Source organism: Nocardia aurea (assembly GCF_003123685.1).
Classification (GTDB): Bacteria; Actinomycetota; Actinomycetes; order Mycobacteriales; family Mycobacteriaceae; genus Nocardia; species Nocardia aurea.
In genome coordinates, this window is record NZ_QCYJ01000130.1 from 305,096 (window position 1) to 318,563 (window position 13,468).

The 13,468-nt window shown below is 68.3% G+C and carries 11 protein-coding genes; 7 read left to right on the plus strand and 4 right to left on the minus strand.

Going from position 1 to position 13,468, the window contains the following annotated elements; all coding sequences use genetic code 11:
- Window positions 1–248: 248 nt before the first annotated feature.
- Window positions 249–4,484 carry a bifunctional nitrate reductase/sulfite reductase flavoprotein subunit alpha gene (locus tag DAT37_RS33260; protein WP_109528844.1) on the plus strand — a complete coding sequence of 1,412 codons (4,236 nt, stop codon included), beginning with the start codon at window positions 249–251 and terminating at the stop codon, window positions 4,482–4,484.
- 73 nt (window positions 4,485–4,557) lie between these two features.
- Here the strand turns inward: DAT37_RS33260 and DAT37_RS33265 are convergent, their stop codons facing one another.
- Complete coding sequence (locus tag DAT37_RS33265) at window positions 4,558–5,592, minus strand: aldo/keto reductase (RefSeq protein WP_109528845.1); 1,035 nt, start codon at window positions 5,590–5,592, stop codon at window positions 4,558–4,560.
- Between the two features lie 79 nt (window positions 5,593–5,671).
- Here DAT37_RS33265 and DAT37_RS33270 point away from each other — a divergent pair, with 79 nt between their 5' ends.
- From DAT37_RS33270 to DAT37_RS33280, 3 genes are all read left to right on the plus strand, one after another.
- Window positions 5,672–6,298: a TetR/AcrR family transcriptional regulator gene (locus tag DAT37_RS33270; protein WP_109528846.1), complete on the plus strand. Its 627-nt coding sequence runs from the start codon at window positions 5,672–5,674 to the stop codon at window positions 6,296–6,298.
- 35 nt (window positions 6,299–6,333) lie between these two features.
- A complete protein-coding gene (locus DAT37_RS33275; RefSeq protein WP_109528847.1) occupies window positions 6,334–6,570 on the plus strand; it encodes a hypothetical protein in 237 nt (78 codons plus the stop codon).
- Between the two features lie 141 nt (window positions 6,571–6,711).
- Complete coding sequence (locus DAT37_RS33280) at window positions 6,712–6,939, plus strand: hypothetical protein (RefSeq protein ID WP_109529122.1); 228 nt, start codon at window positions 6,712–6,714, stop codon at window positions 6,937–6,939.
- A 154-nt stretch (window positions 6,940–7,093) separates the two neighbouring features.
- Here DAT37_RS33280 and menD read toward each other — a convergent pair whose 3' ends face one another.
- The 3 genes from menD to DAT37_RS33295 all read right to left on the minus strand — a co-directional run bounded on the left by menD (window position 7,094) and on the right by DAT37_RS33295 (window position 10,326).
- Window positions 7,094–8,755, minus strand: a complete 1,662-nt coding sequence (gene menD / locus DAT37_RS33285) for a 2-succinyl-5-enolpyruvyl-6-hydroxy-3-cyclohexene-1-carboxylic-acid synthase (RefSeq protein ID WP_109528848.1) — start codon at window positions 8,753–8,755, stop codon at window positions 7,094–7,096.
- Between the two features lie 301 nt (window positions 8,756–9,056).
- Entirely contained in the window at window positions 9,057–9,503 is a 447-nt protein-coding gene (locus DAT37_RS33290; protein ID WP_109528849.1) for a DUF6918 family protein, read from the minus strand.
- A 142-nt stretch (window positions 9,504–9,645) separates the two neighbouring features.
- Window positions 9,646–10,326: a PaaI family thioesterase gene (locus tag DAT37_RS33295; protein ID WP_109528850.1), complete on the minus strand. Its 681-nt coding sequence runs from the start codon at window positions 10,324–10,326 to the stop codon at window positions 9,646–9,648.
- Window positions 10,327–10,523: 197 nt separating this feature from the next.
- Here DAT37_RS33295 and DAT37_RS33300 point away from each other — a divergent pair, with 197 nt between their 5' ends.
- The 3 genes from DAT37_RS33300 to menE all read left to right on the plus strand — a co-directional run bounded on the left by DAT37_RS33300 (window position 10,524) and on the right by menE (window position 13,411).
- Complete coding sequence (locus tag DAT37_RS33300; RefSeq protein WP_109528851.1) at window positions 10,524–11,417, plus strand: 1,4-dihydroxy-2-naphthoyl-CoA synthase; 894 nt, start codon at window positions 10,524–10,526, stop codon at window positions 11,415–11,417.
- Between the two features lie 25 nt (window positions 11,418–11,442).
- A complete protein-coding gene (locus DAT37_RS33305) occupies window positions 11,443–11,835 on the plus strand; it encodes a VOC family protein (protein ID WP_109528852.1) in 393 nt (130 codons plus the stop codon).
- A gap of 421 nt (window positions 11,836–12,256) precedes the next feature.
- Complete coding sequence (gene menE / locus DAT37_RS33310; protein ID WP_198654560.1) at window positions 12,257–13,411, plus strand: o-succinylbenzoate--CoA ligase; 1,155 nt, start codon at window positions 12,257–12,259, stop codon at window positions 13,409–13,411.
- Window positions 13,412–13,468: the final 57 nt, after the last annotated feature.

Below are 13,468 nucleotides of genomic sequence, written 5' to 3' on the forward strand. Positions count from 1 at the left end.
GGCAATCACAGTGACGACACTCACGTCAGCCGGGCCGACGGCGACAACGTGACACAGGTTTCGGTTCGCGCCGACGACCATCGCGCGAACCGGCCGTCATCGCCGCAGGTGATCGGGGCTGTTCGGGTCGGAGAACACCCGCCCCTCCAGCGATCTCACCGCCGTGGATTCACGCCGTGAGGTTAATTGTCATCTGACGATAACGCTGGGTAAATGCGACGCAACGGCCGATGGCCATTATCGGAAGCATGTCGGATGCAGTAACGGCTCGCACGGGAGGCACCGCCAACACGGCGTGCTCCTACTGTGGCGTCGGCTGCGGAATCACCGTGCAGACCGCCCCCGACGCCACCGGTAAACCGATGATCACCAAGGTCAGCGGCGACAAATCCCATCCGTCCAACGCGGGAAGGCTCTGCACCAAGGGCGCGACCCACCTCGAACTCATGAAGACGCCCGGCCGGATGGAGACCGCCTACCGGCGGCCCGAGCGCGGACAGGCCCCGGTGCCCGTCCCCGTCGACGCCGCGGTCACCGAGGCCGCCGACCGGCTGCGCGCCATCCTCGATGAACACGGCCCCGACGCGATCGCGCTCTACGTCTCCGGTCAGATGTCGCTGGAGGCGCAGTACCTGGCGACCAAACTGGCCAAGGGCTACCTGCGCACCGTCCACATCGAGGCCAACTCGCGCCTATGCATGGCGAGTGCGGGCACCGGCTACAAGCAATCGCTCGGCTCCGACGGGCCGCCCGGCTCCTACGACGATTTCGAGCACGCCGACCTGTTCTTCGTGATCGGCGCCAATATGGCCGACTGCCACCCCATCCTCTACCTGCGCATGGCCGACCGGCTCAAGGCGGGCGCGAAACTCATCGTCGTCGATCCGCGGCGCACCGACACCACCGCGCGCGCCGATCTGTTCCTCCAGTTGAAACCCGGCACCGATCTGGCGCTGCTCAACGGCATCCTGCATCTGCTGGTGACCAACGGCGACATCGATGAGGAATTCATCGCCGAGCACACCGAGGGCTGGGACGCGATGCCCGAATTCCTCGCCGAGTACACCCCGGACGTGGTCGCCGGGATCACCGGACTCGCCGAGACCGATATCAGGACCGCCGCCGCGATGATCGCCGAGGCGGGCGAATGGATGTCGCTGTGGACGATGGGCCTGAACCAGTCCACCCACGGCACCTGGAACACCAACGCGCTGTGCAATCTGCACCTGGCCACCGGCGCCATCAGCCGTCCCGGCAGCGGGCCGTTCTCGCTCACAGGTCAGCCCAACGCGATGGGCGGACGCGAGATGGGCTACATGGGCCCCGGTCTGCCGGGCCAGCGCAGTCTGCTGGCCGCCGCCGACCGCGCCTTCGTGGAAACCGCCTGGGATCTCGCGCCGGGCACCCTGCGCACCGAGGCCGGGCCCGGCACCATCGAGATGTTCCGCGCGATGGCGGACGGTTCGATCAAGGCCGCCTGGATCATCTGCTCCAATCCGGTCGCCTCGGTCGCGAATCGCAAAACCGTGATCGCCGGTCTCGAGGCCGCCGATCTGGTCATCGCCCAGGACACCTACACCGAGACCGCCACCAATTCCTATGCCGATCTGCTGCTGCCCGCCACGCTGTGGGCCGAGGCCGACGCGGTGATGGTGAACTCGGAACGCAATGTCACCCTGTTGCAGCAGTCGGTCGAACCGGCGGGACAGGCGCGCCCCGATTGGCTGCTCATCGCCCAGATCGCCACCGCGATGGGGTTCCCCGGTTTCGAATTCGACTCCAGCGCCGAGGTGTTCGCCGAGATCCAGCGTTTCGCCAATCCCGCGACCGGCTACGACCTGCGCGGCATGAGTTACGACGCGCTGCGCGAATCATCGATGCAGTGGCCGTGCGCCGAGCCGGGCGCGCGCCGTAATCCGGTGCGCTACCTCAACGACGGTGTCAGCCAGACCCTGTTCGTCGATGAATCCGGACACCGGCCGCGTCTGGCTTTCGCCACACCGAGCCGCAAGGCCGTCTTCTGGCCGCGCCCGCATATGGCGCAGGACGAGATGCCCGACGACGACTATCCGTTCGTGCTGAACACCGGCAGGTTGCAGCACCAATGGCACACGATGACCAAAACCGGCAAGATCACCAAGCTGAACAAGCTCAACGGTAAGCCGTTCATCGAGGTGCATCCCGAGGACGCCGAACGGCTCGATCTGCGGCCGGGTGACCAGCTCGAAATCGCCTCGCGGCGTGGCCGCGCGGTGCTTCCGGTGCAGATCAGCGACCGCGTGCGACCCGGTGATTGTTTCGCCCCCTTCCACTGGAACGACGAACAGGGCGAATACCTGACCATCAACGCCGTCACCAACGACGCGGTGGACGCCGCGTCGTTGCAACCGGAGTTCAAGGCCTGCGCGGTATCGCTGCGGCGGGTCGCGCCGGTGCCGGAACCCGAACGCGACACCCCCGCGATGGTCGGCGCCGGGGCCGGAAACGGTGCGGCGCAGGCGCATCCGCTGGCCGTCATGCTCGGCCTCGACAGCGGTATCGCGCCGACACTGAGTGATGTCGAGCAGATCTACCTGGGCGGATATCTGGCGGCGCTGCAATCGCTTCCCGTCGTCGGCCAGCCGGTGCTGCCCGAATCGGCGCCGCTGTCCGCGCGCAGCCGGATGTGGATCGACGGCATGCTCGCGGGTATGTACTCGCGTGGCGCGGGTCTCGTCGACGCCGACTTCGCGGGCGAGGAAACCCCGGCGGCGCCCGTCACGGTGCTGTGGGCGTCCCAGACCGGCAACGCGGAGGAATTCGCCGCCGAGGTGGCCGAGCGACTCGCCGAATCCGGTTACGCGCCGAGACTGCTCGACATGGATTCGTGCGAACTCGGGGTGCTCACCGGCGATGTGCTGTTGATCAGCAGTACTTTCGGCGACGGCGGCCCGCCGGACAACGGCGCGGATTTCTGGGATCGGCTCGACGACAGCGTGGTCCGGTTCACCGGTATGCGCTACGCGGTCTTCGCTCTCGGTGATTCCTCCTACGACGACTTCTGCGGGCACGGCCGCAAACTGGACACGAAACTGGCCGAACGCGGAGCCACCCGGCTGCTGGCGCGCACCGACAGCGAACCGGACTATCGCGAATCCGCCGAGCGGTGGCTCGACGACGTGCTGGCCGCGCTCGGCGGTTCCGGCGGCGGAACCGAATCCGGTCCCGCCGACCCGGTACCGGGGACGGTCCCGGCCGGCGGCGGCCCCGCGCCGAGGGCTGCCGTACCGATCGCCACGGGCGGCGCGACCATGACGCTGACCCGTTCGGCGCCCGCGCCCGCACGTTCCCGGCGCGACAATTCCGCGCCGTTCACCCGGCACGCGCCGCTGACGACGTCGCTGGTGCGCAACGAACAACTGTCGCGACCGGGCTCCTCGAAAGAGGTGCGTCAGTTCGGATTCGACCTGCGCGGACTGAACGCCGCCTACGAGGTCGGCGATTCGCTGGGCGTATGGCCCGCCAACTGCGAATCCCTGGTGACCGAATGGCTCGACGCCACCGGTCTGGACGGGCGGCGCGGTATCGAGGTCGACGGCAGGGAGGTGCCGCTGTCGCAGGCGCTGCGCACCCACTACGACATCACCAAGATCAGTCACGACCTGCTGACCTTCGTGGCCGACCACAATCCGAGTCAGCAACTCGCCAAACTGCTGCGCCGCGACAACCGCAACGAACTCGACAACTACCTGTGGGATCGCCAAGCCGTCGACGTGCTGCGCGATTTCCCGGTGCGCGCCGATCTGGTCGATTGGCTCGCGACGATGAAGAAGTTGCAGCCGCGCCAGTATTCGATTTCATCGAGTCCGCTGGTCAGCCCCGACGAGGTGCAGTTGACCGTCGGCGTGGTGCGCTACGGCGATCCGGCGATGGCGGGTTCGGCGGCCAGGCGCGGCGGCGTGTGCTCGACCTATCTCGCGGATCGTGTGGACGGCGTCGGCGCGGAAGTCCCCATCTTCCTCCAGCGCGCACCGCATTTCCGGCCGCCGCTGGACCCGAACGCGCCGATGATCATGGTCGGCCCCGGTACCGGGATCGCCCCGTTCCGCGGATTCCTCCAGGAGCGCAGGGCACTCGGCGCGACCGGAAGGAACTGGTTGTTCTTCGGCGAACAGCACGCCGCGCAGAACTTCTACTACCGCGCCGAACTCGAGGACATGTTCCGCTCGGGTTTCCTCACCCGCCTGGATCTGGCCTTCTCCCGGGATCAGCGCGAGCGGATCTACGTGCAGAACCGGATGATCGAACACGGTGCGGAACTGTGGTCGTGGCTGCGTGACGGAGCCCATTTCTACGTCTGCGGTGACGCCGCGCGCATGGCGAAGGATGTGGACGACACCCTGCTCCGCATCGCCCAGATCCACGGCAAACTCGACGAACCCGCCGCGCTCGCGTTCAAGAAACAGCTGATCGCCGATAAACGCTACGTACGCGACGTCTACTGATCCGGGAGTCGGTCGACCGCGTCGGGCCCTATCCCCTTGCAGTGTCCGTCGGGTGCGGCGCAGTGCCCCGAAATCAGACGAGGGGCGGGTTGAGCCGGGCGAAGTCGGGCAGGCGGCGGTAGGGGTAGTAGGGGTAGGGCGGGGTCGTCGCGCTCGCCTTGTCGAGACGGGCCAGATGTTCCGGTTCGAGTTGCCAGCCGACAGCGCCGAGATTCTGACGCAGTTGGTTCTCGTCGCGGGCCCCGACTATGACGGTGGCGACGGTCGGGCGGCTCAACAGCCAGTTGAGGGCGATCTGCGGGACCGTCCTCCCGGTTTCGGCGGCGATGTCGTCGAGCACGTCGACGACGTCGTAGAGCAGTTCGTCGTCCACCGGTGGACCCGCTTCCGCGGTCTGGTGCAGGCGGCTACCGGGGGGAAGCGGTTGCCCGCGCCGGATCTTGCCGGTGAGCCGTCCCCAGCCCAGCGGGCTCCACACGACCGCGCCGACACCCTGATCCTGTCCGAGCGGCATCAGCTCCCATTCGTAATCGCGCCCGACCAGCGAGTAGAAGACCTGATGCGCGACATACCTGGTGAGCCCGTCACGGTCCGCGGCGGCGAGTGATTTCATCAGCTCCCAGCCCGCGAAGTTGGAAGCGCCGAGGTAGCGAATCTTGCCCGCGCGGACCAGATCGTCGAGCGCGCCCAGTGTCTCCTCGACCGGGGTGCGCGCGTCGAAGGCGTGCAACTGGAACAGGTCGATGTGCTCGATTCCCAGTCGGCGCAGCGAATTCTCGACCGCGCCGATCAGTCGCGCCCGTCCGGAACCGGCTTCGTACGGACCCGGGCCGGTCGGCAGGCCCGCCTTGGTCGAGATCAATACCTGATCGCGTCTGCCCGCGATGGCCGCGCCGAGGACTTCCTCGGACGCGCCGTCGGAATAGACGTCGGCGGTATCGAACATCGTGACCCCCGCCTCGACGCTGATGTCGACGAGTCTGCGCGCCTGCGCGGCGTCGGTGTCGCCCCAGGCGCTGAACAGCGCTCCGCGTCCGCCGAAGGTGCCCGCGCCGAAACTCAGTGCGGGGACGAGCAGACCGGATGCGCCGAGCCGTCGGTACTCCATGGCAACTCCTAAAGGGTCTATAGTTCCGTTAACTCGAACGCTACACCCGTCGGCGCGTAAATGAAACTGGAGTACCGTTATGACTTCCGAAGAGACCGCTCCCGGATCGATCCGGCCGGGCGGGCGCACCGCCCGGGTCCGCGAAGCGGTACTGCGGGCCGCGGGCGATCTGCTGGCCGAAAGAGGTTTCGCGGAACTGGATCTGGCCGAGGTCGCCGCCCACGCCGAGGTCGGCAAGACCACCGTCTACCGACGCTGGGGCAGCGCGACCGGGCTGGTGACCGATCTGCTGGTCGACATGGCCGAACAGTCCGTCGCACGGGCCGACACCGGCTCACTGCTCGGCGATCTCACCGCCAACGCGCGGTTGGTCGCGCGCACGCTCACCGATCCGCGCCAGGGGCGGCTGTTCCGTGCCGTCATCGCCGCGGCCACCTGCGACGAGGCGGCCGCCGCGGCCCTGCGCCGCTTCTACGACGTGCGGCTCACCGAATGGTCGCCGTGCGTGAGCGCCGCCGTCGCCAGGGGCGAGGCGCCCGAGGGCACCGATCCGCGCGCCGTCCTCTCGGCGGTCTCCGCGCCGCTGTACTACCGGCTGCTCGCCAGCGGCGACCCGATCGACGAGACCGTGGCCGCTACCGCGGCGCGCGCGGCGTTCGACGCGGTTCGCGCGGGGACCCTGGTGCGGAATGCCGCTGAGTCGTGACAGCGAAAGACGCTGGATAAGAGGATAATTGGGAGATGAAGGGTGATCGAGTGGAGATCGTCGTCGATATCGGCGACAGGTCGAGCAATTACGAGATAGCGGCGACGCGAGCGGGCAGACGAGTCGACGTGCGGATAGCGCGCGGCGTGGTCGAGGTCAGCGAGGTGACCCGTACCGGTACCCCGGTGCGCACCGCGAGATTCATGGCCAATCGACTGGTGGCGCTGGTGGAACATCCGGCGAACGGGAGCGGGGCGCGGGACGGGGAGTGAGCGGCGCGACGCCGCGACACACGGTCGATCCGTCCGTTCGGCCGCCGGATCGGCCCGAGAGGCGCATCCTCGATGCTGCTGGACTGTTTCACCTCGCGGGACCGGGTACCCGGGCGAGAGCGACGAGGACAGGAGCACACGATGACCGATCGCAGCACATCTTCGAACGCGGTGCCGGGCGTCGGCGAGGTATCCGACGCCGACCTGGCCGAACAATCCACCCCGGTGTCACCGGACGACGCCGAACAGGACGAACAGGTACTCGCCGACGCCGTGGACGCGGATACCTGGCACGCGGATGTCGCCGATATCGTCGACCAGGCGATCGAAGTGCCGCCCGACGACGAGTCCTTCGAGCTCAGCGAATAATCGCCCCACCATCCGCGGTTCGCGCGGACTCCCGAGCCCAGCGACTGCGGTTCGTGCGGACCAGGCCGACTCGGGCACGCCATCGGTCGCACCGACGCCGAGTTGAACGGACCGGGTGGCTCGAGGCCGCTCGCGCGGAGGTCGGCGTCCGGGCTCAGACAGCGATCTTGGCCCTGACGGCGGCATGCAATTCTCGCAGGCTCGATCGCTCGGTGGCCACCTCCAGCACCCGCACCCCGTGCGCGGGCGCGGCCAATTCGATGCCGAGCTGTTCGGGATCGACCTGCCGATGCGGGATGCGGTAGGCCGCGCACAGGGCGGCCAGGTCCATGCCGTGCGGTGTGCCGAAGACGCGTTCGAAAACACCCGCGTACTGCGGATCGCCCTGTTCGAGCAGTTCGAAGATGCCGCCGCCGTCATCGTTGGCCACCACGATGGTGAGATCCTCGGGCCGCGGTTCGCCACGGCCGATGAGCAGACCGGACGCGTCGTGCAGGAAGGTGAGATCGCCCATCAACGCGACGGTGCGACCGTCGTGCGCCAGAGCCGCGCCGACCGCCGCCGAGACGGTGCCGTCGATTCCGGCGACACCGCGATTGGACAGCACCCGCACACCGGGACGCGGCGACGAGACGAGTGCCGCGTCGCGTACCGGATTGGACGCGCCGAGCAGCAACTGGTCACCGTCGCGCAACGCGTCCATCACCACGGCCGCGACGTGCAGCCCCGTCGGCTTCGGGTGCGCGGCCAATTCCTCGCGCACCACCTGATTCGCGGTCGCGTCCAGTTCGCGGCAGCGCGCCAGCCATTCCGCGCGCGGCGCGCCGGAGGTGACCGCGCGCGTGCCGGTGCCGACGACATTGCCGGAGACATCGGGCCAGCGCGGGCCGGTCGTCAGCGCGAACACCGTGACCGCCGGATCGGCCAGCACCTTGGACACCTGGCGGTGCAGGGTCGGCCTGCCGGTGATGATCGCCTGTTTCGGTCGCAGCAGCGGCAATGCCAGCGGGTGCAGCGCCGGACCGTGCATGGGCGCGGTCGGTTCGGCGACGGTCGGCAGATCGGCCAGTTCGGGGCGTAGCCCCGCGCCGTGGCCGGAGATGACGACGGTATCGGGCGTCAGGTCGATGGCGAGTGGAACGTCGAGAGTCGCGTATTCGGTCGAGGTCCACGCGCGGTCGCCGTCGCGGCCCGCGGGGGCGATCTCACCCGGCGCGAGATCGGGGACGAGCGGTTCGCGCAACGGGATGTCGAAATGCACCGGGCCCGCGTTGCCCGAACGGGTGCCGCGCGCGGCGGCGAGCACCCGGCACACGGCCGAACGCCAGACGCTGTTCTGCTGGGCGTACACCGTGCCGCCCTGTTCGGCGCCCGCGGTTCCGCCCGCGGCGTCGAATTCGGCGAGACCGAGGCTGATGGTGGCCCGGACCTGGCTGCCGAAGAGACCGAGTTGTTCGACGGTCTGGTTGGCGCCGGTGCCGAGCATGTCGTAGGGCCGGTTCGCGCTGACGACGATCAGCGGCATCCTGGCGTAATTCGCCTCGAGGACAGCGGGGCCGAGATTGGCGACGGCGGTCCCCGACGTCATCACCACCGGCACCGGACGTTGCGCCGCGGCGGCGAGGCCGATGGCGAGAAATCCCGCCGTGCGCTCGTCGATGCGCATGTGCAACCGCAATCTGCCCGCCACGTCGGCGGCCTGGAGCGCGAATGCCAGCGGCGCGTTGCGTGAACCGGGACACAGCACGACGTCCCGCACCCCGCCGCGCACGAATTCGTCGACGACCACCTGCGCCTGCGCTGTTGACGGGTTCACGACTCCAGCCTCCCAGACAGGCCACCCGACGTCTTCGTCAGCCTGCTCACAGTGCCGGATCCATCGCGCCCGAACCGCGCGCGGGGCGGAGCCGCCGCGACCTGGCGACGGAAGCGAGAGCGGTGCGGCCGAGATGACATGCGGCAGAGATCATGACGATCGACGCTCACGCCACGGCGCCGCGCCTCGGCGCCGATGGGACCACCCGTGCCGCACGGTGTCGATCGGGCAGTACCCGTCGCACGTCGAACGGCCCTCATCGAGCGGGGCCGTTCGACGTGCGACGTGGCGACGGCCGCAATTACACGGCGTGCTTCTGCACGAGATCACCCAGTCGCGGCAGCGCCTCGATGACATTCTTCTTCGCCGACGAGCGCATCGAGGAGTACACCTTCTGCAACGCGGGACGGGTCGAGGACTCGGCGCGGGCGTCGGTGACCGAGAGCAACGCCTCGGCGACCGCGTCGGACTTGGCGACGAGCAGGTCGGCGAAACGACCCTCACCCGACGCGGTGTATTCCTGCCAGAACGGGTCGAGCTGCGCGACGAGCTTGGGCGCCAACGACTCCAGCGCGTCGGGAACGATGGACGGGCTGATCTTCTTGACCGCCGCGTATCCACCCTTCACGGCCAGGCCGGACGCACCACCCTTGTCCGACACCTCGGCGTCCAGAACATCTTTGGCGTCGGCGAGAAAAGCCGCGCGCTTGGCGTCGATGAGCAGGGATTCAGACAGTGCTGCAACCACTTTCAGGTTCCTCCGGATCGGTGTCGATGAACGAGCGCACGCCACTATACGCACTGGTGCCGAGCGTCACACGTCGCTCACCCGGCAACGGGCCCGCTTCACCTTCGCACGACGGCGCTCTCGGCGCATCCGGACAGCGCGCTCAGGGCTGCCACGGCAGCAATTGCACCATCAATCCTTCGCAGTCTGCGAGCAATTCGCCCTGCTCATCGAGCAATTCGGCGGTGACGAAGGTTTTGCGGCCCTCGATCCGGTCGACGCGGCCGCGCACCGTCAGCGGCGTATCGAGCAGTGTCACCTTGCGGTAGTTCACGTGAAGATAGGCGGTGCGGCTGATCGGCCTGCCCGCGTAGTGCACGATCATTCCGAACAGGTCGTCGAAGAGCAGCGGGAGCACGCCGCCGTGCGCGGCGCCGTTGCCGCCGAGGTGATACCGGCGGAAGACGCCGGACATGGTGATGCCGTCCGGCCCGGCCTCGCGCACCGTCCACGGCAGCATCAGCAGGCTGCCACGACCCGGCAGGTGCATGACCCGGCCCGCGGGGCCTTGGCCTTCGACGGCCCGATACGGCTCGAGGAGTTCGGCCAGTTCGCGCGCCTTGCCCAGCGCGTCGGCGAAAACCTCGTCCGGCGCGTCGACGCAGACGGTGAGGTCCTGGAGGGTGCGCATCGTCTCGACGAATTCGCCGTATGCCGGACCCGGTTGCGCCTGCGAGTATTTGGGAAAGCCGCCGTGGCGCTCGTACCGGTCCGCCGCGTCCACCGCACTGCTGTCGATCCGAGGCGCCGCCTCGACACCCACGGGTCTGCCTTGCTCACTCATGATTCTCCGCCTCGTTCACACTCGCCTCCGGCACCGCGGCGCGATTCCGGGTCACCGGTCCGCCCGCTCCTCACCTGCACCGTATCGCGTCGTTATACACCGTCGAATCGGCAGGCCCCACCGGATGGAACTATCAACGGGGGAATCACACGGGCGTCACCTCCACGACACAATCGGCCGCACGTGATAATCACGGTGTGACTTTCGATCCGAAGCTGTGGCGGCCCGTTCCGGGATTCGAGAACCTGACCGACATCACCTACCACCGGCATATCGAACAGGGCACGGTGCGAGTGGCGTTCGATCGACCAGAAGTCCGTAACGCGTTCCGCCCGCACACCGTCGACGAGCTCTACCGCGCGCTCGACCACGCCAGGATGACCCCCGATGTCGGCGCCGTGCTGATCACCGGCAACGGCCCGAGCCCCAAGGACGGCGGCTGGGCCTTCTGCTCGGGCGGCGACCAGCGCATCCGCGGTCGCAACGGCTACCAGTACGCCAGCGGTGACACCGCCGACACCGTCGACCAAGCGCGCGCGGGCCGATTACACATCCTCGAGGTCCAGCGCCTCATCAGGTTCATGCCGAAGGTCGTCATCGCGCTCGTCAACGGCTGGGCCGCGGGCGGCGGGCACAGTCTGCACGTGGTGTGCGACCTGACCCTGGCCAGCCGCGAACACGGACGTTTCAAGCAGACCGACGCCGATGTCGGCAGCTTCGACGGCGGTTACGGCAGCGCCTATCTGGCGAAAATGGTCGGGCAGAAATTCGCCCGCGAGGTGTTCTTCCTCGGTCGCGCCTACACCGCGGAGGAAATGCATCACATGGGCGCGGTGAACAAGGTCGTCGATCACGCCGAACTCGAGAATGTGGCGCTGGAATGGACCGCCGATATCAACGGCAAATCCCCCCAGGCCCAGCGCATGCTCAAATACGCGTTCAACCTGCTCGACGACGGTCTGGTCGGTCAGCAGCTGTTCGCGGGCGAGGCGACGCGCATGGCCTACATGACCGACGAAGCGGTCGAGGGGCGCGACTCGTTCCTGGAGAAGCGAGACCCCGACTGGACCCCGTACCCCTGGTACTTCTGACTCACCCGAGGGACGGATCGGCACTGTGGAGATCTTGAGCAGCCGGGTCATCCTGCGGCCCGCGAACTATCGGGAGACACTGGCCTTCTATCGCGACGGCCTCGGTCTGGCGATCGCGCGCGAATATCCGGGCGGCACCGTCTTCTTCGCCGGGCAGTCGCTGGTGGAGGTCGCGGCCCACGGCGGATCGGGCGTCTCGACGGCGTTCGCGGGCGCGATCTGGTTGCAGGTGCGCGATCTCTCCGACGCGGCGGCGGAACTGGCGCTGGCCGGGATACGGATCGATCGCGCGCCGGAACGGGAGCCGTGGGGCCTGATCGAGATGTGGATTCGCGACCCGGACGGAGTGCCGATCGTCCTGGTCGAGATTCCCCCCGAGCATCCGATCCGGCGCGATTCACGCTGGTCAGGCGACTAGGATGAAACCCGAGCCGGTCCGTCGCGCCGAAGGTCGAGTTGCCAAGGCGGGTTACGACGAGGACCATAACGCTCGGGTGGACGCCCTGCCGCCGATGTCCGGGCGGCCGCCGATTCCGAGTTTCCGACGAGTGAATCGCAGTCTCCGATGCCTGGCGTAGTTGAATCCTGTTACCGGGGAATGGCCGCAGTTCGTCTGCGTCTCCCCAGCACACCGACCCTGTCCGTGCGCGGCGGCGCGGACATGACACGATCCCTGACGTGAGGGAGCCCAGCGAGCGAACCGAAGGTACTCCGCCCGTGGGTGCGGGAAGACAGTCCAACGGGGCTGTGTCGAACGAGACGGCTGTGTCGAACGAGACGGCTGTGTCGAACGAGGCGGAGTCATCGAGTGAGGCGGCGTCGTCGAACGGGGCGGCGTCGTGAGCACACTGCGCACACTTCCCATGCCGAGCGGCTCCGCGCTGGGTGATGTGATACCTCACCTCCGCGCGGCACTGGAGGGCAGCGGTCCGGCGTGGCTGCCGATCCCGAGCAGCGACCGCCGCGAAGCCCATCGGCTCAGCGGCGCGCTCGCCCCCGGCGAGCCGATCGACGACGAGGTGGCGCTGGTGGTGACCACCTCCGGCACCACGGGCGCGCCCAAGGGCGCGATGCTCACGGCGGCCGCGTTGCGGGCCAGTTGCGCCGCCACCCACGATCGCCTCGGCGGGCCGGGCACGTGGCTGCTCGCCCTGCCCACCCACCACATCGCGGGTATCCAGGTGTTGCTGCGCAGTATCGAGGCGGGTACCGAACCGGCCGTGCTCGACGTCTCGGGCGGATTCCTCCCGGAGGCCCTGGCCGGGGCCATCTCCGGGATGCGCGGGCCACGCCGCTACACCTCGCTGGTGCCGACGCAACTGATCAAAGTGTTGAACGATCCCGCGGCCAGGGCGGCACTCGCCGATCTCGACGCGGTACTCGTCGGCGGCGCGGCCACCCCGAAACCGGTGTACGAACGCGCGAAGGCGGCCGGCATCAATGTCGTTCGCACCTACGGCATGAGCGAGACCTGCGGCGGTTGCGTCTACGACGGCGTGCCGCTGGACGGCGCGAAGGTGCGGATCGAGGACGGCCGGGTGCTGCTCGGCGGCGTGATGATCGCCACCGGCTACCGGGGCCATCCCGATCATCCCGCTTTCGCCGAACCGGGCTGGTTCCGCACCGAGGACGCGGGCACCTTCGACGACGGCGTACTGCGCATCAGCGGTCGCCTGGACGAGGCCATCCTCACCGGCGGACTCGTGGTGATCCCGCAGGTCGTCGAGGCCGTGCTGGTCTCGCATCCGGCGATCAGCGAATGCGTCGTCCTCGGCCTGCCCGACGAACGTCTCGGGCAGCGGGTGGCGGTCGCGGTGGTTCCCACCGAGGGCGCGAGCCCGACGCTGGAGGAGTTACGCGAGTACGTCGAACGCGAACTCGACGCCATCGCCGCGCCGCGCGAACTGGCACTGCTCGACGAACTGCCGGTGCACGGTCCGGGCAAACCCAATCGCGCGAAGTTGCGCGAACTGCTCTCCAGCTCGACGTACTGACAGCGGTGACATCCCGGCAGCGGTGACGCTCTGACAGTGGCGACACTCTGACAGCGG